General features: G+C 34.0%; 23 protein-coding genes and 1 pseudogene. 7 read left to right on the top strand and 17 right to left on the bottom strand.

Translation table 11 applies throughout. The annotated features are described in order from the left end of the window. Nucleotides 1–17: 17 nt before the first annotated feature. Complete coding sequence (locus NSQ08_RS08535; protein ID WP_002012416.1) at nt 18–461, bottom strand: Dps family protein; 444 nt, start codon at nt 459–461, stop codon at nt 18–20. A gap of 235 nt (nt 462–696) precedes the next feature. Here NSQ08_RS08535 and NSQ08_RS08530 point away from each other — a divergent pair, with 235 nt between their 5' ends. Beyond that, nucleotides 697–1,737 carry a YkvI family membrane protein gene (locus tag NSQ08_RS08530; protein ID WP_002031445.1) on the top strand — a complete coding sequence of 347 codons (1,041 nt, stop codon included), beginning with the start codon at nt 697–699 and terminating at the stop codon, nt 1,735–1,737. A 33-nt stretch (nt 1,738–1,770) separates the two neighbouring features. On the opposite strand, the gene NSQ08_RS08525 is transcribed toward NSQ08_RS08530, so the two are convergent. The 5 genes from NSQ08_RS08525 to NSQ08_RS08505 all read right to left on the bottom strand — a co-directional run bounded on the left by NSQ08_RS08525 (nt 1,771) and on the right by NSQ08_RS08505 (nt 6,826). Next, entirely contained in the window at nt 1,771–2,139 is a 369-nt protein-coding gene (locus NSQ08_RS08525; RefSeq protein WP_002141388.1) for a DUF3979 family protein, read from the bottom strand. Nucleotides 2,140–2,405: 266 nt separating this feature from the next. Continuing rightward, nucleotides 2,406–2,711 (bottom strand): hypothetical protein, encoded by a 306-nt coding sequence (locus NSQ08_RS08520; protein WP_002012413.1) that lies wholly within the window; start codon nt 2,709–2,711, stop codon nt 2,406–2,408. A gap of 164 nt (nt 2,712–2,875) precedes the next feature. Continuing rightward, nucleotides 2,876–4,858 carry a methyl-accepting chemotaxis protein gene (locus NSQ08_RS08515; protein ID WP_002086101.1) on the bottom strand — a complete coding sequence of 661 codons (1,983 nt, stop codon included), beginning with the start codon at nt 4,856–4,858 and terminating at the stop codon, nt 2,876–2,878. 208 nt (nt 4,859–5,066) lie between these two features. Continuing rightward, nucleotides 5,067–6,116, bottom strand: coding sequence for a ribosome small subunit-dependent GTPase A (rsgA, locus tag NSQ08_RS08510; RefSeq protein ID WP_044444234.1), 1,050 nt, complete (start codon nt 6,114–6,116; stop codon nt 5,067–5,069). A 182-nt stretch (nt 6,117–6,298) separates the two neighbouring features. Further along, nucleotides 6,299–6,826, bottom strand: coding sequence for a DinB family protein (locus tag NSQ08_RS08505; protein ID WP_340773479.1), 528 nt, complete (start codon nt 6,824–6,826; stop codon nt 6,299–6,301). Between the two features lie 196 nt (nt 6,827–7,022). Here NSQ08_RS08505 and NSQ08_RS08500 point away from each other — a divergent pair, with 196 nt between their 5' ends. Beyond that, the gene (locus NSQ08_RS08500) at nt 7,023–7,370 is read left to right on the top strand and encodes a DUF4257 domain-containing protein (RefSeq protein WP_000426320.1); all 348 of its coding nucleotides are present in this window, start codon (nt 7,023–7,025) and stop codon (nt 7,368–7,370) included. 84 nt (nt 7,371–7,454) lie between these two features. Then, on the top strand, nt 7,455–7,679 hold the full coding sequence (locus NSQ08_RS08495) for a hypothetical protein (protein WP_002141385.1): 225 nt from the start codon (nt 7,455–7,457) through the stop codon (nt 7,677–7,679). Between the two features lie 185 nt (nt 7,680–7,864). On the opposite strand, the gene NSQ08_RS08490 is transcribed toward NSQ08_RS08495, so the two are convergent. Both NSQ08_RS08490 and NSQ08_RS08485 read right to left on the bottom strand, forming a co-directional pair. Next, nucleotides 7,865–9,040, bottom strand: coding sequence for an MFS transporter (locus tag NSQ08_RS08490; protein WP_193653198.1), 1,176 nt, complete (start codon nt 9,038–9,040; stop codon nt 7,865–7,867). A 49-nt stretch (nt 9,041–9,089) separates the two neighbouring features. Next, nucleotides 9,090–10,025, bottom strand: a pseudogene (locus NSQ08_RS08485) (aldo/keto reductase). Between the two features lie 107 nt (nt 10,026–10,132). Here NSQ08_RS08485 and NSQ08_RS08480 point away from each other — a divergent pair. Then, nucleotides 10,133–10,441 carry an ArsR/SmtB family transcription factor gene (locus tag NSQ08_RS08480; RefSeq protein WP_001259916.1) on the top strand — a complete coding sequence of 103 codons (309 nt, stop codon included), beginning with the start codon at nt 10,133–10,135 and terminating at the stop codon, nt 10,439–10,441. 40 nt (nt 10,442–10,481) lie between these two features. Here the strand turns inward: NSQ08_RS08480 and NSQ08_RS08475 are convergent, their stop codons facing one another. The 3 genes from NSQ08_RS08475 to NSQ08_RS08465 all read right to left on the bottom strand — a co-directional run bounded on the left by NSQ08_RS08475 (nt 10,482) and on the right by NSQ08_RS08465 (nt 14,054). Further along, nucleotides 10,482–11,432 (bottom strand): serine protease, encoded by a 951-nt coding sequence (locus tag NSQ08_RS08475; protein WP_002012402.1) that lies wholly within the window; start codon nt 11,430–11,432, stop codon nt 10,482–10,484. A 334-nt stretch (nt 11,433–11,766) separates the two neighbouring features. Then, a complete protein-coding gene (locus NSQ08_RS08470; RefSeq protein WP_002012401.1) occupies nt 11,767–12,054 on the bottom strand; it encodes an AbrB/MazE/SpoVT family DNA-binding domain-containing protein in 288 nt (95 codons plus the stop codon). Nucleotides 12,055–12,173: 119 nt separating this feature from the next. Then, complete coding sequence (locus NSQ08_RS08465; RefSeq protein WP_340773463.1) at nt 12,174–14,054, bottom strand: ABC transporter permease; 1,881 nt, start codon at nt 14,052–14,054, stop codon at nt 12,174–12,176. A 270-nt stretch (nt 14,055–14,324) separates the two neighbouring features. On the opposite strand from NSQ08_RS08465, the gene nadE reads away from it, so the two are divergent. After that, nucleotides 14,325–15,143: an ammonia-dependent NAD(+) synthetase gene (nadE, locus tag NSQ08_RS08460; RefSeq protein WP_002064947.1), complete on the top strand. Its 819-nt coding sequence runs from the start codon at nt 14,325–14,327 to the stop codon at nt 15,141–15,143. A gap of 45 nt (nt 15,144–15,188) precedes the next feature. Here nadE and NSQ08_RS08455 read toward each other — a convergent pair whose 3' ends face one another. From NSQ08_RS08455 to NSQ08_RS08440, 4 genes are all read right to left on the bottom strand, one after another. Further along, complete coding sequence (locus NSQ08_RS08455; protein WP_002141378.1) at nt 15,189–15,650, bottom strand: NUDIX hydrolase; 462 nt, start codon at nt 15,648–15,650, stop codon at nt 15,189–15,191. Nucleotides 15,651–15,677: 27 nt separating this feature from the next. Further along, a complete protein-coding gene (locus tag NSQ08_RS08450) occupies nt 15,678–15,878 on the bottom strand; it encodes a DUF4083 domain-containing protein (protein ID WP_002031430.1) in 201 nt (66 codons plus the stop codon). Between the two features lie 108 nt (nt 15,879–15,986). After that, nucleotides 15,987–17,147 carry a transglutaminase domain-containing protein gene (locus tag NSQ08_RS08445; RefSeq protein WP_002031428.1) on the bottom strand — a complete coding sequence of 387 codons (1,161 nt, stop codon included), beginning with the start codon at nt 17,145–17,147 and terminating at the stop codon, nt 15,987–15,989. A gap of 147 nt (nt 17,148–17,294) precedes the next feature. Beyond that, a complete protein-coding gene (locus NSQ08_RS08440) occupies nt 17,295–18,047 on the bottom strand; it encodes a YwqG family protein (protein WP_002189330.1) in 753 nt (250 codons plus the stop codon). A gap of 224 nt (nt 18,048–18,271) precedes the next feature. Between NSQ08_RS08440 and NSQ08_RS08435 the strand changes: the two genes are divergently transcribed. Together NSQ08_RS08435 and NSQ08_RS08430 are read left to right on the top strand one after the other, a co-directional pair. Further along, nucleotides 18,272–18,433, top strand: a complete 162-nt coding sequence (locus NSQ08_RS08435; protein ID WP_002012392.1) for a YjcZ family sporulation protein — start codon at nt 18,272–18,274, stop codon at nt 18,431–18,433. Between the two features lie 82 nt (nt 18,434–18,515). Further along, on the top strand, nt 18,516–19,481 hold the full coding sequence (locus NSQ08_RS08430) for a patatin-like phospholipase family protein (protein ID WP_002141372.1): 966 nt from the start codon (nt 18,516–18,518) through the stop codon (nt 19,479–19,481). A 95-nt stretch (nt 19,482–19,576) separates the two neighbouring features. Here NSQ08_RS08430 and NSQ08_RS08425 read toward each other — a convergent pair whose 3' ends face one another. Further along, nucleotides 19,577–19,744: a DUF3933 family protein gene (locus NSQ08_RS08425; protein ID WP_002012388.1), complete on the bottom strand. Its 168-nt coding sequence runs from the start codon at nt 19,742–19,744 to the stop codon at nt 19,577–19,579. A gap of 12 nt (nt 19,745–19,756) precedes the next feature. Beyond that, entirely contained in the window at nt 19,757–21,199 is a 1,443-nt protein-coding gene (locus NSQ08_RS08420) for an aminotransferase-like domain-containing protein (RefSeq protein ID WP_340773445.1), read from the bottom strand. Between the last annotated feature and the right edge of the window lie 81 nt (nt 21,200–21,280).

Raw genomic sequence — 21,280 nt, 5'->3', positions numbered from 1 at the left:
CTTTAATCCATTTATGTTTATTTTAAGAATGCACTTAACATCCATACATGTTGTTCTAATGTCGTATGAATTGCTAATAGCATATCAGCCGATGTTTCATCATCAGCTTCATCAGCTACTTCCATACCTTCTTTTAATTCTTGAATAAGTGCAGAAAAATCGTTTACTAAAATTTGCACCATTTCTTCTGCAGACTCTTTGCTTGTCCCTTCGATTACAGTTGAAGTTGCTAAATACTCTTTCATTGTCGCTAACGGTTTTCCTTCTAACGCTAAAATACGCTCTGCTAACTCATCAATGTATGTTCCTGCTTCATTATAAAACTCTTCAAATTTCTCATGTAATGTAAAGAAGTGCGGTCCTGTCACATACCAATGATAATTATGCAGTTTGACATATAATACATTCCAGTTTGCTACCTGCTTGTTTAATACTTCAACAACATTCGTTTTCGTACTCATACAATCCACTCCTCTTATCATGTTACTATCTTTTAATGACCTAACTTCATTTTACCATACATTCCCTATTCTTTTGAATGAACAGCTTATATGTAACAAAGTTTTAACAACCTTAATATTTCCCTAATATCATATAATTCATGTATCCTTTCAACTACTTCATATGTCTAATTGTCCAAGCTCACACATATGCATAATAGTAAGTCAAGCTCATCATAGAAGAAAGAGGGATAACATGGACAATCAACAATGGCAAGTAGCAAAGAAAGTCGCTGCTACTTATATCGGAACGGTCGTTGGAGCTGGATTTGCTACTGGGCGAGAAATTGTCGAATTTTTTACAGTTAACGGATTGTACGGAACCATTGGCATATGTATAAGTGGATTTTTTTTTATTTGGCTCGGTACAAAAATGATGTTACTTTCATCACAAATCGGGGCATTTTCAGCGCAAGAATTTAATAAATATTTATTTGGGGATGTATTTGGAAATGTCGTAAATACTTTATTATTACTCGTATTATTTGGCGTAACTAGCGTTATGTTATCAGGAGCCGGGGCAGTATTTGAAGAACAACTTCGTCTCCCGAGACAACTTGGTATTTTCATCACAGTCATCGCCTGCCTCATTATTGGGAGCCGGGGATTACAAGGTGTTTTTGAAGTGAATACACTTGTCGTACCTATTATGATGATTTTCATTATCGGACTTGCTATTACAACCTTTATTCATGGTACAACTCCTATTATTGACACCGTTCCTACAGAAAGTTGGAATATGAAATGGATTACTAGCCCTATTACATATGTTGCATTAAATCTGTCTCTCGCCCAAAGTGTTCTCGTCCCATTGGCCAGTGAAGTAAAAGATCGAAAAGCTATTTTATGGGGTGGTATTTTAGGCGGCGCGGGGCTTTGCTTTATTTTATTATGTAGCCATCTAGCAATATTATCAGTTGAACAATTTTATCAATATAACATCCCAATGGCTGAAGTTGTAAGAAGGTTTAATGCAACTTTCCATTTTTTCTTTGTTCTTATCATTTTTGGTGAAGTATTCACCACATTAGTTGGGAATATATTCGGAATGACAAAACAAATGCAATCCATTACCGGATGGAAAAGTAATAACATTATTTACTTCATATTACTAATTAGTTATTGCTTTAGTTTCATTGGATATAGTGAATTACTTCATATTCTATACCCTATTATCGGTTGGGTGAGCATCATTTTACTACCGATTATTGCCTTTAAACAACTTCAAAAAACATAAAAAAACATCCGTGTATACGGATGTTTTTCATCTTCATTCACATTCTTCACATACTTCCCAGTACGGCCCCATTTCTACTGCAAGATATGGCTTTAATTGCAAACGAATCATTCGACTTGGCATGCGTTCCAATACGAATTGAATGCCGTCTTCCTCTTCATCCAACTCAACTTTTGAAATAGCAATTCTTTGCATAGTAGTAATAGGGCTTCCATCTTTATATAAAGTGATTTTCACCTCATCATACTCATTAAAATACAATTCAACATTCATTTGCTTTTTTAACATTTCATCAACAATTTCATAATTATCATTTTGTTCCTGGATTATATATTTCCAGCCGCCTCTATCTAATTCTATCGGAGCAGCTTGGAATAATGTCATCAAATCCTCGTATAGCATAAGATAACCCCTCTCTTACTAAAAAACGATGAGTATTTTATATACCCTTTATCTCTATCACTATCCATGTTTATTGTACCATATATCACGAATCTTACTGCATTCATTTGCTTTATAAACACATACAAAACATATAGTATTTTCAGTTCACTCTCTATTCACTAGTACGTCCTCTTACTGATAACTTATCACTTTCCTTATTTCCTACACACTACTTATAACTCTTAAAAAACCACAAAAAAGAAGAGTAATTTATATCACTCTTCTCATAAGACTTTTCCTGTAGCTGCTAATGCTAACACTATAATTAAACTTGCAAATAATAGTGATACAATTAAACTAAAAATCGGTAATATTTTCTTTTCATTCTTCTTAAATAATAACCTTAAACTAAGAATGATATTTAATGGAACAAATATAAAATAAAAGTATTTAACGATTTGTAATGAGCTATTTGAAAGTGTTTTAAATACAAACACTTCAATTAAAAAAGCAACAAAGAATAAAATGCTTAACCAAAACGAGACATAGCTAAGCCAAGAATGTCTTTTCGTTCCCCAATACACTCCCATACTGATCTCCTTTAAACGTAGTCTATATTATATTAATTATACACCCGCTTAACAAATTCCTCTATTTTTCGACAAACATTAAATACATTGAACCTCTAATCCGTTTATCAGCTAAAAGACTGTCTCTAATAGCACTAATGCTATTTTGAGACAGCCTCCCCTTTTTATACTTTAAATCTTTCAATTAATACTTGTAACTCTTCAGCCATTTGAGATAGTGTACCAGCCGCAGAACCAATTTCTTCCATAGAAGCTAACTGCTCCTCAGCTGACGCTGCAACACTTTGTGTACTCGTCGCATTATTTTGTGCCGTCATAGCAATTTGACCAACCGAAATAGATACTTCATTTGCACCTTTTGACATCCCATTAGCTGTTTCAACCATCGTTTTAATTTGGTCAGCAATTTCATTTGTAGATTGTAAAATTTCAGTGAAATTTTGTTTTGTTTCATTTGCGATAACAAGTCCAGATTGCACTTCTTCATTTACATTATTCATAGATTTTACTGTCTTACTCATATCATCTTGTATTTCACAAATTAATTTACTAATTTCACTTGATGATACACTAGATTGTTCTGCTAATTTTCGTACTTCATCAGCAACAATTGCAAAGCCTCTTCCATGCTCACCAGCTCTTGCAGCCTCAATTGCTGCATTTAAAGCTAGAAGATTTGTCTGATCTGCAATATTTTGAATAACTTCTAAAATATCACCAATTTGCTTTGATTTGTTATTCAACAACTGAATAACAGCATCTGACTGTGAAACAGATTCCGCAATAGATTGCATTTGATTTACTGTTTTTCCAACTAGCTTTCCACCATCTTCTGCTTTTTCGCGAGTGTGAGCAGAAGCAGTATTAATAGATGATGAGCTATTTGCTACATGCTGAATCCCTTCTGTTACATCAAACAGTAACATAGCACCATTTTCTACGCTTGCTGTTTGCGTCGTTGCACCACTTGATATTTCATCCATTGCTGATGTAATTTGTTCAGTCGCTTCACTCGCTTGTCTCACACTTGCTGTTAACTCTTCAGATGCAGCTGCAACATGCCCTGCTGAAGTATTAATTCTTCCAATTAACGTTCTTAGTGAATCTGTCATTTCATTAAAACCTTTTGCAAGTTGACCGATTTCATCGTTTGAATTAATTTCAATTGTTTGCGTTAAATCTCCTTCACTTATTTCTTTAGAAGTGGCAACTAATCTCTTTAAAGGTTTTGTAATAGAAAGAGTTACGAAATAAATAAGTGCCCCTCCTACAACTAATGAAATAAGCATAACAATTAACATATTATAAAATACAGGCTGAGCAGCTTCAATTACTTCATTTGAGTACATCGTTCCACCGATTTTCCAACCTGTTTTTAAGTTTGTAGCAAATACCATTTTCTTTTCACTACCATCATACGTGTATGAAAAAGTGCCTTGATTATCTTCGTAAATTCTCTTTGCCCAAGAATCAGCTGCTTTATCTCCTGGTTTTTCTTGAGGATGCGCAATTATTTTTTGTTTTCCATCTAAAATGAAAGTATATCCTTTTTTACCAATATTGATTAACTTTGTTGTTTTCAATAAATTCTCTAAACTTAAATCTACCGCAACAACACCATTTTTATCTTCTGTTTGTTTCGCGATCGTTACGACAATATGTCCATTTCCTTTCGCCTTATACGGTTCAGTGACCACGATTCCACCTTGTTTACTCACTGCATCTTTATACCAAGAACGAGTTGTTGGATCATAATCTGCTGCCATTTGTATATTTGGTTCTTGCACAAACTTCTTATCATTGCCGGCAACATATACTTGTTCAATATCTTTATTTAAATTAATATATTGAGATAATACCTTTCTTAATTCATCTTGATTATCTCCTTGATACATATCACTATGAATCACTCGTGCAAAGTTATTTACTTCGTTAAATTTCGCCTCAATCATTTGATTGATTAAATTATCTAATATTTTTATATTATCGTGAGCACTACTCGTAATTTGTGATTCAAAATTCTTTTTAGCCGTTTGATAAGACATTCCTCCAATAATAGAGACAGCCGCAATTAAAATTATCAAAAATGAAATTAATAGCTTTTTTGCTACTTTTATATCTCGAAACCACCTTAACAGTTTACTCATTATAAACCTCCTACATTTAAATATTAAGTTTTAAAGATAAATAACCAATTATGAATATATCCCATTCCCTATCCTCTATTTTTACAATTCGTTTTTGATAAACACCTTGTAAAGTTTAAACAAATATTCCCCCTTTGTCTATATATATGAATAATATTATTATAAAATTTACAAATACAAAAAACCAAAGGAATAGTCCTTTGGTTTTTTACATTTTTTTATGTTGTTTAGAAATCTTCTTCCACTTATCACGCTCAGCTCTTGCGAGAATAGCATCTTGTTTTCTCATAAAATACGCCAATTCTCTTTGCAACTTTTTATAGCTTTGCAAACGATTTATCGTCATTAGCCCGTTATCAATTGCTTTATGCACTGCGCATCCTGGTTCATTCTCATGTTTACAATCTCGAAAGCGGCAAGTATTTGCAAGATCTTCAATATCAGAAAATGTAGTTTGAATTGCCGCGCTTCCTTCCCAAAGCTGAAGTTCCCTCATACCAGGAGTATCAATTACTAAACCGCCACTCGGTAATTGGAACAATTCACGGTGAGTTGTCGTATGTCTTCCTTTACTATCTTCTTCACGTATATCTCCGGTTTTTGCTACATCTGTTCCTATTAATGCATTTAACAAAGTAGATTTTCCTGCACCTGAAGATCCAACTAAAGCAACTGTTTTTCCTGGTGAGACAAATTGTTGCAATGATTCTATTCCGACGTACACTAAGCTATCAACAACAAATATAGGAACACCGATTGCTACCGCTTCAGTTTCTGCAATTTTCTGTTCCACATCTTCACATAAACTACTCTTCGTTAAAACAATAACAGGCATTGCACCGCTCTCATAAGCCACCAGCAAATAACGTTCCATCCTTCTTACGTTGAAATCATGGTTAAGTGCATTCACTAAAAATAGATAATCTACATTTGTTGCGATAATTTGTTCTTCAGTTCTGTTACCAGCTTCTTGTCTTGAAAAAGAACTTCTTCTCGGAAAAATACGGTGAATAATTGCCTTTTTCTCATTTTCTATTTTCTTTATATATACCCAATCCCCAACTGCCGGATAATCTCCCTTCGTTAACGCTTCATGACGAAACTTCCCAGACAGTTCCGCTACATATTCACCATCATTACAAATAATCCGATATATATGCTTATGCTCAAGTAAAATACGCCCTACTTCATAGTTCTCTACAGCTTGTTCTTCAAAAAAAGAATCCCATCCGAAAGATTCTAAAATATTTTGATCCAAATTGATATCCTCCCTAGTTTGAACTTAGTGGAAGGATCGTGCGCTCACTTATAGAGTATCGCCCTTTCCGTCCACCTTTGTATTTGGTTTATTATTCATATAAGTTAATTTCGCCATAATACATCACCCCGTTCTTATTTTAATTACTCTCATTATATGGAATATTGATTTAAAAAGCTACCTTATTTAACGTAATTTTCAAATAACTTATTTTTTAGCATTTTAATTTGTCCGCGATGACTAATTTCATCTTCTAGCACATGAAACCAAAGGTAGTGCTGATTATACGCTACGCCATTAGGCCACTTTCTTTCTGACATTAGCCATTCGTCATCCTGTTCACTCAAACACTTTAGTGTTTCTTCTCTCACGTTTTGCAAAAGTTGTACATAATACTGTATTTCATGACCATGAATCGTTCTCCCAACTTCCCCTAAATACAGTGCATCTTCCCATATTTCTAATTCTTCTTTTGTAAAGTCACGATTTTGAAATGAAATAAGCTGATGTGCTTTTTCAATAGCTGCTATATGCTTTAGTAACGCTCCGATGGAATTCCCTCCACTTGGCATAATTAAATCTAATTGCTCAACTGATAGATCGTTTATTTCCTGTAATGTTACAGCCCTCGTATGTTCCAGCATGCTTACTAATTCCCCTATATTTTTTGTATAACCATCTACACTTCTTATTCGATAATCTATATTCATATCACGCACCCCTTTCTACATTCATATTAAGGAATAACCGCTTCATACAATAGACTGAAATATATCAGATTTTTCTGTTATAATTAAATTGAATACGGAATAAACCTAAACAAACTTTCTCAATATGCTTATATGAAATATTAAAAGGAATCAATATCAAATTATCGAATCTTATTCACTAAAAGGAGTGGATTCGATGGAAATGTATCAATGGCTAACCGCTGTTCTCGTTGGTGGCATTACTGGCTTCGTTTCCCATCTGATCAATAACCAAGGCAAGTTATTGCTTCCACGCCGTTTAAAAACTTTTTTTCATTTTGGATTTTTAACTGATATTTTTACAGGTAGCCTCGCCGCACTTCTTGGACTCGTTTTATTCGATGTCACCTTAATAAAAGAAATTATAAAAGTCTCCATTGTGACCGCTATTTCCGGTCAAACGTTTTTACTTCACCAAGCTCTTGGTGGTGAACAGGCTAAAAATACGCAAATTGGGAAAGCTGATGAGAAAATCCAAGAAATTGACAAACTATTACGACGTTAGTCTATACTTTCTCTAAAAATTATTGTTATAATAAAAAATAAATATTTTCTATTGCGTCGTTTGTCAGAAGAAAGGGTGTTTCGTATGACAAAAAAGAAAATAGAAGATTTCTTAACAAACACCGAAAAAGAGGAACTGCTAGAAAACTATAAATGTTTACGAGAAGCCCGCACAAAAAGCGAAGCTAACTATTTTGGTGAGGCAGTAGACCATCTATTAAATAAAGTAAAAAAACGAATTATTAAAGAAGCAGGAATACATGATGAAAATGCGGCAACAGTTCAATCTAAACGAAAAGCACTGTTTTAGCTAAAACAGTGCTTTTTATTACGGCATTTTTCACATTACTTTCACATCTATTTCACAAATATAAGTATTCCTATATGTTAAACTAAGTATATCCTTTTCCAAGGAACTATATGCCGATATATAAATCCCTATCTCTTTAGGGATTTTTTATTTTTTTGGATTTCCCCGATTTATTTTTAAAGGCTTTATGATGCAATTCCTTTTTCACTATCTTCACTAAGCTTTTCACTTTTTCTAAACAAAAATAAAGCTCCTATATATAGTAACGCAGTAAAACTACCTACAAGTATAAAATTGTGAGATGCTGCAAATAACATTCCTGCTATTGCCGCTCCAATCATTTGGCCAATATACATAGAAGCATTAGCAAGAGCGGCTCCTGTTCCTCTTGCTATACTAGACATATTTTGTAAGCACCCCATCATCAATACAAACAAAATTCCTGTCACAAAAAATAAAACAAAGAATAATAACTCCACAAATATAATGTTCTTTACATGAGGAAGTAATACATATAGCACAGCTGTAAATACAATTCCACCATAGAAAGAAAGGTTATAACCAATTTTATTTACGATTCTTGGGCCAAAAATATTCCCTGTTAAATTTCCTAACCCTAATACGAGCATAGCTGTTCCTATTTCATGGACTTGTAAGCCAAATTGAATGGAAAGCCATACACCAAAAAATGAAAATGCAGCAAAATTACCAGTTTGAAAAACAAAATATGCAAAATAAGAAAGTGAAACCTTTGAATCTGTAAGTAATTGTTTATAGCGCTTTAAGATGTTTGTTTTACTTCCACCTATATGAACCGGTTGTATTTCTGGTAATACTACATAAATAAGAACGACAAGTAGTGCTGATAATATACCAATGACGAAGAATGGTGTTGTATAATGTATCGTTGCTAAATATGCTCCAATTGGCAGGCCTAAGATTTGGGAGATTGATAACCCTGCTGTTGCAATTCCAATTGCTTTTACAATTTGCTTCTTCTCTATAAGGAGCGGAATAGATGCCCATACTTGTGGAGATACAAAAGCTGCACTTACACCTGCTAAAAATCTAAATGTTAGCATCCATAAAAAACTCGGTGCCATTCCACACAAAAATGTACTTAATGCAAAAAAACTCATTCCTAATACCATCACTTTTTTTCTGTTTAAGCCATCTGATATAGGACCAGCGATAAGCGCAAATCCAGCGTATCCTAAAGCATATGAACTCACCATCCATCCTGATAATTCAGTTGATACATGATACACCTGTTGTAATGTCGGCAAAAGTGGTGAAATTAAGAAAGTATCTGTACCAATCATAAACATTATCGTAAAGAATACAGCTAGCACTCTTTTCATTTAAACCTTCTCCTTTTATATAAAAAGAGGGCCCTATCCCTCTTTTCAACTAATCTTCTAAAATAGATTCAATCTCTTTCATAACTTTTTCATTCAATGAAACATCCACTGCTCTTACACTTTCTCTTATTTGCTCTGCCCGCTTCCCGCCAGGAATAACAGTATCAATTCCTTTTTTGTTTAATAACCACGCTAAAGCTAAATGCGATACTTCAAGATTCATTTCTTTAGCTAAACCTTTTAACTTCTCAACTTTCTTAAAGTTACTCTTATATGTATTTTCTTCAAATAGATTTACACTTTGACGTCAATCGCTTTCGTTTAATTTAAAATCTTCTGTATATTTCCCGCCTAGTATCCCAAAGGCAAGAGGCCCGTACGGAATAAATGAAATACCTGATTCTATACAATATGGCAAAAGTTCTTCCCCAGCAACACGATCCAACATATTATACGGTGATTGTACAACATCTATATGTCCGTGCTGATTCGCTTCTTTTAATTGCTCTACATTTACGTTAGATATTCCAATTGAACGAATTTTTCCTTCTTCTTTTAGGCGAGTAAGCTCTCCAATTGAATCTATGTAACTTGTTTCAGGATTTGTAAAATGTAAATAATATAAATCAATATAATCAGTTTGTAATCTTCTTAAGCTATTTTCCACAGCATTTCTTAAATAGCTTCGTTCATTATTAATATGAACCTCTCCATTTAATAGCGGCTGAATTCCACCTTTTGTAGCAAGTACAAACTCGTGACGTTTTCCTTTTAATACTTCTCCTACCAATTCCTCTGATCTACCGAAACCGTATGAATCTGCTGTATCAAAAAATGTAATCCCTTGCTGAATTGCTTCTTCTATTAATCTTTTTCCTTCTTCCTCATTCACATCAGCATATAAATTATGTCCCCCAACAGCGTTTGTTCCTAACCCCAACTTCGAAATATTTAGTCCTGCCTTTTGCAATTTTGTATACTTCATTTTTTATCCCCCTATATTTCTATTGTTCGATTATATTCGAACAATAGAAATATACCACTTTATATGTTATAGTGCAAATATATTAACTTATACAAGTAGGTGAAAAAATGCGTACTCTCTATCATCCTAATCGAGAAGAAATTCAATTCTCTTCTGTCTTATACGCACTTAGCGATCAAATTCGTTTACAAATTGTAACTATGCTACTAGAGAAAAATGAACAATCTTGTGGCGCGTTAAACATCCCAATTGCGAAATCAACTTTATCTCACCATTTCAAAGTGCTACGTGAATCTGGTGTTATGTATACACGCCTTGAAGGCACACAACGTTTCATTTCAATTCGTGAAGATGACTTAAATGCTAGATTCCCCGGTTTATTAGACGTCGTAATACATGCAACAGAACCATACTAAAAAACATCTCATATTTATATGAGATGTTTTTTAGTAATTACTATTCTTTTAATAAATCTATTAATCCATTCCCTTCAGATGTACGTTCATACCCTAAAGGTACAGTCCTTTTTATAAGTTGCGCATATATTTCCGGCTCTGATAATTTTCTACCATACTCTCTCTCACACTGCTTTATGAGAAGTGCTAGCGCCCCAGCGACATGCGGCGTCGCCATTGAAGTACCACTTAATACCGCATATTTCCCCTCTGGATACGTAGACAGTATTTCATCACCCGGCGCTACTAAATCAATTTCTTGATTTGAATTACTAAAGCATGAAATTTTCCGCTCTAAATTAACAGCACCTACTTCAATTACTTCAGAATAAGCACCTGGAAAATCTAATTCTTCAGTATCATCGTTACAATCTCCATCATTTCCTGCAGCGCACACGACAAGTACGTCTTGTTTTACCGCATTTTGAATAGCTTCATGTAACTCTGGTACATCTTGCGGACCACCAAGTGACATTGAAATAATTCTCACTTTCTCTTTATTCGGTCCTCTCCAATTTACAGCATAATGAATGGCCTCAATAATTTGCTCATAACTTCCAGAACCATCTCCAGCTAATACTTTTAAAACTAACATTTTAGAAAGTGGTGCGACTCCTAGTACACCTACTCCATTTTCAGTCGCTGCAATTGTCCCCGCTACATGAGTACCATGCCCATTATTATCAAGATAAATATTGGGATTTCCTTCATAATCTTTTGTGAAATTTCTCCCACCAATAATACGATCTTTTAAATCTACATGATTTACATCACAACCTGTATCTAAAACAGCAACGACAATGTCTTTTCCTTTCGCGCTCTTTTCCCATACTTGCGGAGCATGAATCAATTGTACACCTGGTGGAATTTCATTTACTTGTTCAACCACTTTATTTACAGTAAACGGAATTAATTTAATGCCTTTTTGTTTATTCGCTGTACTACTATTCATCGTAATCCCTCCTGAAAATATATTATTTTCATTTCAGACCACTATTGAATGCGTTTAGATTTAACATTCGTTTTATTCGTTCCATTTCCCTTCCTCTCAAATGTTTCTCAATAAACAAAAGAAAAGGACCATTAATGGTCCTTTTCTTTTTCAGTTTTTCAATAGAATAATATAAAGTGAAACTATAATCAGTGGGTGGTGTTCATCCCTCACTGATTATTAGCCCTCACCAATCGGGCTTTTACGGGCAGTTGATCTCCCACCTAACTTCTTTGCTTCAGCCGAGTTTTGAGGTGGGAGTTTTACTGCCCACAAATAGCGGGATAAATTAAGACTAAATCTTACTCTTGTTCAAAAACTGCTCAATTTCTTTTATTACATGTTTTGCGCCTTCTATACTAACAGTAATGTTTCCATTTGCTAATGAAATATTTTGGTCTGAAACATCACCTGTTATTTGACAAGCATTGTAAGGTTGATATTTTTGTAAAATGACTTTGTCTTCTTCTACAAAAATTTCAAGTGGTGATTTGATTTGTATTCCTAATACATCTCGTAATTCTTTAGGAATAACTATCCGTCCCAATTCATCTACTTTTCGAATAATTCCTGTTGCTTTCATGTTACTCCCCCCTTACTCTCTATTATTTTTTTCACCTCGCTATTTTCATTTTATCACTATATATTTGGTAATGCCTTACTCTTTTTAGAAAATATAGTACAAAAGTTAAAAAAACACATTTAACGAATATTCAATCTTTCTTTCAATTGTTTTAAATAACGCGATCTTATAATTAAGAAGTATACAACTTGAATACCTACGAAAATACTTAATACAATTGTATTTTCTTTAAACAGTGAGTACTCAAACATTTGTCCTAACGCAGTTAATGCTACTGCCCCGTGTAATGTTGCAACTCCAACTGGAACGAAGAATAAAAGCGCTAAGCGGATTGTGACTACTTTCGATAATTCCCCTCTCGTCAATCCAACTTTTCGAATCATTTCAAATAAACGAGTATCGTCCTCCAAATCTGAAAATAAACGGAAGTAAAGGAAGCTTCCTGCACAAACGAAAAATACAATACCAATAAAGAAACCTACAAATAAAATGGGTCCTGCGATTTGTAGACTTTGATTTTGATCGTATTCTTCTGCACTAAACGTTGAATGTTCTTCATAAGGCTTCATCTGAAGCGTAAGTTCCTTACCGACCTCAATTTCATCTTTCGCGGATTGTGTTTTATACATATAATCTTTTTCTTCTTTAAATCCATCTTGTAATGAATCATATTGATTTTTAGAGATTACATACACATTACCTCTTAGTATTTTACTTAATGAAGAAGTATTAACTTTTTTCACATTTAAAGGTTCATTCATATTTGGTAAAGTAATTTCTTTTCTTTCTTTCATCGGTGGTCCGGGTATTTCGACTGACAAAAATAAAGCCTCTTTATTTGATACACTATTAAATGGTTCTCCTGTTAACTTTGCATATTCCTTATAATCTGATTCTTTTATAAAAATGGCGCTTCTTAACGACTGCTCCTCCGTTTTCTTCGATGAAATATTTATTTTTGAAGCTGCTATATTATGTCTCTTTAATCCTTCGTCAATGATTTTCAGATGCTGTGACTCATTGCTATTACCTTGCTTAGACTGATAGTGAAACGCAATTGGTCTGTCCATAATTTCTTTCGTCATCGAAGCAAACCCAACCAATGTACCTATTGCTGAAAATGCTACAGTTGAAATAATCGTTACAATAAAGAACATCCTTGCATTATCTCTCATACGGTATGCTAAATCTGACAAAGTAATAATATTTGTCTGTGTCCAATAGAAACGTTTACTTTTTTTACATAATCGAATAATAAAGACACTCAACTGCTTGTACAGCAAATACGTACCAATAATGACTACCGTTGTAACAGGAATCATCATTATAAATACCATTGCACCATGTGACATAAGAGCTCCTGCATAACCAGCACTAAGCAATACTACTGCTAATATAGAAGAAATTATAGATGCCTTCGGTTCTGGCTTCGCCTCTGCTGATCCTCTAAACAATTTCATAATTTTATTTTTACGAACCATTCCTGCACTAAACAATGAAATGATCATAAATAATACGAAAAACATAATACTCGTTACAACAATCGCTTTCATCGGTATGTAATAGGATAAAGAGATATCTAGTTTTAATATCATCGGAGCTACAAATATTAATATTCCTGAAAACAACATACCTGAAAGAATCCCAAAAATTATTGCCCCTATTCCAATCATTATATTTTCAAAGAAGATAAGACGCTTTAATTGATATTTCGTCATACCTAACATCATTAAAATTCCTAGTTCACGCTTTCTCGTTTTTAAAAACATTCCCATTGAATATAAAATAAAGAAGAATGTAAATAAGTAAATAATAGACTGCGCAAAAGACATACTTACGAATACGTACTGTCCTAATTCTCCAGCACTTAATACCGGATGAAACGCAAAAAATGAATACACAAAAAAGGCCATAATTGCAAATGCACTACTCAAAAAATAAGCTGAGTATGTTCGTCTATTTCGCGTTACATTTCGAAATGCGAGTTCTCTAATGTTCATACTACTTCTCCGCCCTTCTACTAACTATACTTTTATATTAGTAAAGTTCGGAAATACCTTCCATCGATTCAAATGACAAAAACCTTACATTATTGAAAGGTTTTAAACAATTGCTTATATAAAACAGTTTCATTATAATGACTACATTCATATTCATACACGCATCCTATTGTATATTCGTTAGTTTTGCGAAATAATAAAGGATAGAAGTATGTACCAATATACATATAAACTTATTTACCGCTTTAATATGAATAGGAGGAAAACATAATGACATTACAAGAACAAATTATGAAAGCATTACATGTTCAGCCTGTAATTGATCCGAAAGTAGAAATTCGTAAACGAATTGATTTCTTAAAAGATTATTTAAAAACTACAGGTGCAAAAGGATTTGTACTTGGAATTAGCGGCGGACAAGACTCTACACTGGCAGGACGTTTAGCACAGCTTGCAGTCGAAGAAGTTCGTAATGAAGGTGGTAACGCAACGTTTATCTCCGTACGTCTTCCATACAAAGTACAAAAAGATGAAGATGATGCACAATTAGCATTACAATTTATTCAAGCTGATCAGTCTGTTGCTTTTGATATCGCTTCAACAGTTGATGCTTTCTCAAATCAATACGAAAACTTATTAGGCGAATCATTAACAGATTTCAATAAAGGGAACGTTAAAGCGCGTATCCGTATGGTTACACAATACGCAATCGGCGGACAACAAGGGCTACTCGTTATCGGAACTGATCATGCTGCTGAAGCTGTAACAGGTTTCTTCACAAAATTCGGAGATGGCGGTGCAGATTTATTACCATTAACGGGATTAACGAAACGCCAAGGACGTGATTTATTACAAGAATTAGGTGCAGACGAGCGACTTTACTTAAAAATGCCAACAGCTGATTTATTAGATGAAAAACCAGGTCAAGCTGATGAAACAGAGCTAGGCATTACTTACGATCAATTAGATGACTATTTAGAAGGTAAATCCGTTCCAGCTGACGTTGCTGAAAAGATCGAGAAGCGTTACAAAGTGAGTGAACATAAAAGACAAGTACCAGCGTCAATGTTTGATGATTGGTGGAAATAGAACATAAAAAAAGAAGCTAATCTCATTTAGCTTCTTTTTTATACGTTAACGATATACCCCTACTCTTTTCTCTAATAAATCCTGCAAGCAATCTTCATGTTGTTTATTAAACAATGGCGGCATTTTGTCTAAAGGGAAAAACTGCAAATCTAACGTTTCATCACCGTCTATTTTTGTATTCCCTCCAACGATTGAAAACTTAAAGAATATTACAATTGCCTGTGCCTGATCTCCATTCGGATATGCTTGAAAATATTTCGTATACACACCAATGAGCTCATCAATTTTCACATCATATCCTGTTTCTTCTTTTATTTCTCGAATCGCAGTTTCTGCCGCAGATTCCCCGATTTCCATTGCACCGCCTGGAAATCCCCAAGCATTAAAGTCTCCTCTTTTTTGCAGAAGCACTTCACCAAATTCATTAAATACACAACCTCCTGCAAAATTCAAAATAACATAATCATGCCCTATTTTTTCACGTAATTCCTTTATATAATTCGCCATCTGCTTCTCCTTTTTATCCATCTTCCATTATTCTTTTTTATCTTTTTCAAGCAATTCAATAATCCGATCTAACTTCTGATTCATATTAATCACATGTTGTTTTTTCAGATTGTTGTTTTGCAATAATCTTTTAATGAACAGAGTAAATGATACAAAAAACAAAACGATAAGTCCGATTACTAGACAAAAATATATCAATGCAAATATATTATTTTCGAACAAATTCATTCAGCTATCACATCCTCTATTTCCAATTATTTTATCACATAATTCTAAATAGTCACTAGAATTATACTCAAACGTAAAAAGAGCACCTTTTAAAGATGCTCTTTTTCATTAATACGTAAATGTAATTGTCGCTAATGAATAACCTGTCATTGCACTATATGGCGCAACTTGATAAGATACACGCTTTGCACCTTTTGGCCAAGTTATTTCATTTAATACTTTCTTTATATCTTGCATCGTTCCATCCATGGACTGCTTATATCGTACTTCTACTTTTTCTGGCTTGGAAGCAAATTGTTGCTGTAATTTTTTCTTAAACTCATTGTAATTTTCCGCTCCGTATTGTGCAGATAAATACTTTAAATTTGTTTCTTTTAACATTTGTTCATATACAGCAGTTTTTGAACTACCGGCTTTTATTTTGCTTGTTAATTCGTTGAAGTAGCTTGTAGTTGCCGCTGGATATTCACTACGATCCCATTCATGGTCTTTGCTTAATTGTTCATCAGACATATTAAAATATGAATATGTTACGCGCTCAGCTTTATCAGGAACTGGATCATCGAATGTAGTATCAAGGTGGTACCACTTGTTATCAATGTTCACTAAATTCCATGCGTGAGCTTGTCCATTCCCTGTACCTGTTACAATATGATTTTGAATACCTGCTTCTTTTAGTAATTGATATGTTAACAATGTATATCCTTGGCAAACGGCAGAACGATTCGCTAACGCTTCATACGCTGTATATGCTTGATAAGAAGTATCATATGATACTTCTTTCACAACATAATCATGAATAGCTTTCACTTTTTCATGTTCATCCATGCCTTGTTTAATGATAGAATTTACAATTGCTTTCGCCTGAGACTTTACATACTGTGTTTGCTCTTTTGATTCACGATACTTCACTTGTAATGTAAATGTATAATTCCCTGGCATCCCTTTTATAGAATATTTAGTAGACGCTACATTATATTTTACATACTCATCAGCATCTACAATTTTATTAAACTCGCCATACAATTGGTCCATAATATTTCTAGCATTTCTATCTTTTGTTTTATATGTGATTGTAATATTTTCTTCTCTATTATCAATCTGTTTTTTTAATTCTTTTCTGAAATCATTTAACAACTTTGCATCTGATTGTGTTGTCACTGTAGTCGGATTCGTAGCCGCATAAGATACAGCTGACGCCTGTAAGCCTCCCATTACTATAGTTGAACAAAGTGCGGCAGCTGTCACATACTTACTTGTCTTTCCCATCTTGTCACTCCTTACATTCTATAACTATACAAAAAAGTATCGTATAGTTTCAGAGTATACAATACTTTTCAAAATAGGTCATATGAGATTATGCATATTTAACATTTTTAAAAGGGTTGTTCTTTTAGAAAAAGAACAACCCTTTTTTTAGCAAGTTTGCAATACACAGCATGTATTTTCAAAATGGCGATTTTTCAAGTCTTCATTTCCAATACAGAAATAAAGCATCCCTAAATCTCCCCACATCATATTACAATTTTTAGTATCTGAATCAATTTGGAATAAGAGCGTCATATGCTGTGGATCTATCCCCATATATTGTCCAGTCTCGTACAATACCTCATCTTGTACAGAGAATGGTTCTCCAAACATTTGATGATTATCATAGTTGTCTGGGATTAGCTCTTCAAGTAATTGCAAGAAACGATCTGAATCCGCCTCATCTTCAATGAAAAGCTCCGGTAATTTATACGTCAGTTCAAAAGTAATTGCGCACTGGTTATATTTCGCTTGTATTTCATCTACTCTACGTAATTGCTCTACAGGGATATCATAATAAAGTACACGTCCAGCTTCGGTTGGATCCACATCTTCTTCAAAGTAATTTTCAATACTAAAGAAATATAACATCCCTGTCTTAGGAAGATTATGATCCATACCAACGTTTTGTAAATCACTTAAATTAAATTGCGCGATAAAACGTAACGGATTCTCTTTGTATGTTGGATATTCAAATGTATTTGGCAAATCAGGAACTCCGCCCATTTTCGAACTGCCTATCGCAATTATTTCCTGTTGTTTTGGCACAACTTTTACACAAGGAAATACAGTATTAATAAGTTCCTGTTTCAAATGTGTTAGTTCATATTTATCAATTAATATTTCAATTTTCTGTTCCATAAATTCTCCTTACATTTACATACTTATTTGTATCATAGCACAAAGATTATACTTCATTCATTGTAAATTCAACAAGCCCTCCAAAAAACGGGCTTATCCCTCGTACGCGAACAAGTTTAAAAAAGCATAGTATACATTGTTCCTACAAACACGATAGTTCTTTATTTCTTCCAGTACATTTTCCCCTCGTTCATTTTTATTTTTAATTTAAGGAGGAATTCCACATGGGTTACGGATATAGTTGCGGCGGTTACGGCGGTGGTTACGGTTACGGCGGTAGTTGTGGTGGCGGTTGTGGTTATGGAGGTTTCGCTTTATTAATCGTTTTATTTATCCTTCTAATCATCATCGGAGCTAGCTGTTGGGGCGGCTTTGTAGGCTGCTAGTAAACTTAAAAACTATTGTAAAAAAGCACGTACAATACGTGCTTTTTTTCCATTTTCATTTTTTGGAAAGGAAGTATGTTCAATGAAAATTGATGGTGTTTTTGAAGGAGGCGGTGTACGCGGAATTGCTCATGTAGGGGCAATTTGCGCGTTAGCCGAAAAAGGATATGAATGGGAACGTTTAGCTGGAACATCAGCCGGCGCTATTATTGCAGCTCTTCTAGCAGCAGGATATTCTTGTTCCGAATTAAAGACGATTGTAACAGACATTGATTATGAAAAATTCACTAAAAAAACTTTTCTTGATAAAATCCCCTTTATTGGTAAAGGATTAAGCGCTTGGTCTACTCTAGGTATTTATTCAAATGTATTTCTCGAAGAATGGCTAGAAGACCTGCTTAGAAAAAAAGGAATTCATTTGTTTACAGACTTACCCGATTTGAATAAACTCAAAATTATCGCTTCAGATATAAGCAATGGTAAAATGGTTATTTTTCCCGATGACTTGCCAAACTACGGATTTTTAAATTATCGCTTCTCTATCGCTAAAGCAGTAAGAATGAGTGGAACCATTCCTTTCTTCTTCGAACCAGTGAAATGGAGAACCCCAAAATGGAAACAACCTTGTTATATGGTTGACGGCGGTATTTTAAGTAATTACCCAATTTGGATTTTCGATTCACCGACTTCTCCTCGCTGGCCTACCTTTGGATTTCATTTTGTAAAAGATGAGATTCAAGCTGATCCCGCCCACTATGACGAACCTATTTCCATGTTCAAAGGATTATTTAAAACGATGATGCAAGCTCATGATTTACGTCATTTAGATAAAGAATCAAAGGCTAGAACTATTACAATTCCAACAGGAATCATTACCAGTACTAATTTTCAACTAACTAAAGAAGAGAAAGAATGGCTCTATAACTCTGGTTATAATGCAGCTAATAAGTTTTTACAATCCTGGAACTTCAGACAATATGTTGATGAATATAGAGACGGCAATCAGGATCGAAAAACAAATCGGTATTTCCGCCAACTTGACTCATAATTATATTATTTTCCCTGTCACACTTTAATAGTAAATAAGCCTAATAATATAGTACATTATTAGGCTTATTTACTTCTTATGTACTCTCCCATTATTTAAGGATAAGTTAACCCTTCAGCTTCTTCTGCGGTAATTACTATGTAACGGTTTCCGGTTCTTAATCCTAACAGTTCTGCTTTTTCAACTGCATCCTGTTTTGTCTCTGCATAAGCAGCTAAATATTTATCCCCATCGATAATTTGGCAAATCACATATTGTTTCATGGTTTTCTCCTTTTACCCTTTAATTAATTGCGCAATCTTTTTTATTCCAACTTCAATTTCTTCTACAGTTGCATAGGAATAAGAAAGACGTAAAAATTGGTTAGCACTTCTATCATACAAAGTGCCTGGGTTTAACAACACCTTTTCTTGTAAAGCTTTTTCAAATAAACTACGATTCGAAATTGGTAGGTTTATATGTAGCCAAATGTAAAAGCTTCCTACTGGCTCATGCCAAGTTGCAATGCCACTACAATACTTTTCTAACATACTTATCATAAAATCTCTACGTTTTTTCAATTCACTTCTTACAAACTGTAAATGTTCATCATACAATCCATTTTCAAACCACTCCGCTGCAATCTGCTGGGATATAGAACTTGAACCATAATCAGTTTGCATTTTTATATCTGCTAATCTTTGAATAACTGATTCTGATCCAACAACCCACCCAATTCTTAAACCAGGACTAATGACTTTGGACATACTTCCAATATGTAGCACGATACCATTTTTATCATATGCCTTTAAAGGCTTTGAAACTGGTGCATCGAACCATAAATCTTGATATACCGCGTCCTCAATAATAGGTAATCCAATTTCATTACATATCTCCATCACTTCTTCCCTCTTCTTAGCGTTCATACTAAAATTGGTCGGATTATGAAAAGATGGGATTGTATATAAAATAGATGCGTTAAATTGTTTCTTATATTTTGTGATATAGGAAGTATTTATACCATTCTCATTTATTGGTATTCCAATCAAGCGCATTCCTGCTGATTGAAATACATTAAGCGAATATAAATATGATGGTTTTTCTAATAAAATTGACGCTCCTTTCGGAAGAAGCCCCATAGAAATAAGTTGCAGTGCTTGGATTGCTCCCGAAACAATTAAAATAGAGTCAGGAGATACATATACCCCATGCCCTTTTAAATATTCCGCAATTTTTTCTCTTAAATGGAGATTTCCTTTCGGTTCCTCATACCCAAGTGTAACATTTGATTGTAGAATTTTATTAATAATACCCTTCATCTTTTTCTCAGGCAAGAGACTCGGTGAAAGTTCACCTGTTCCTAATCGAATTACATCGGGAGTAAATTCAGCTTGATTAATCTCTTGTACAGCAGGAAGATTCGGATAATGAAGTCCTGTTTCTACATAAGACTGCCAGTTTGGAGGCGGGGCATATGTAGAAGTACTCTCACTATTATTTATAACAATTGTTCCCTTCCGGCCATTCCCCTCAACATACCCTTTTGCTACTAATTCATCGAAAGCCATTACAATTGTACTTCGATTCACTTCAAACGTATGCGCCAAATCTCTTTGTGAAGGTAATTTAGTTCCAATTGTCCATTCCCCATTAACAATTCTCTCTTTTATATAAGATTCTATTTGTTTATACAAAGGAACAGATGAAGACATATTAGGTTTCCAAACGAGCCTTTCCATTATCTCACCTCACATACTTTATGGTTGGTAACCTATCCAACCATATGGATGGATACAAATTTTCATTTCTTCTATACAATA

Origin of the sequence: Bacillus sp. FSL E2-8887, assembly GCF_038007205.1 — a bacterium.
Lineage (GTDB): Bacteria > Bacillota > Bacilli > Bacillales > Bacillaceae_G > Bacillus_A > Bacillus_A mycoides.
Note: the sequence above shows the minus strand (reverse complement) of the source record. Positions and strands in the feature narration are given on the sequence as shown.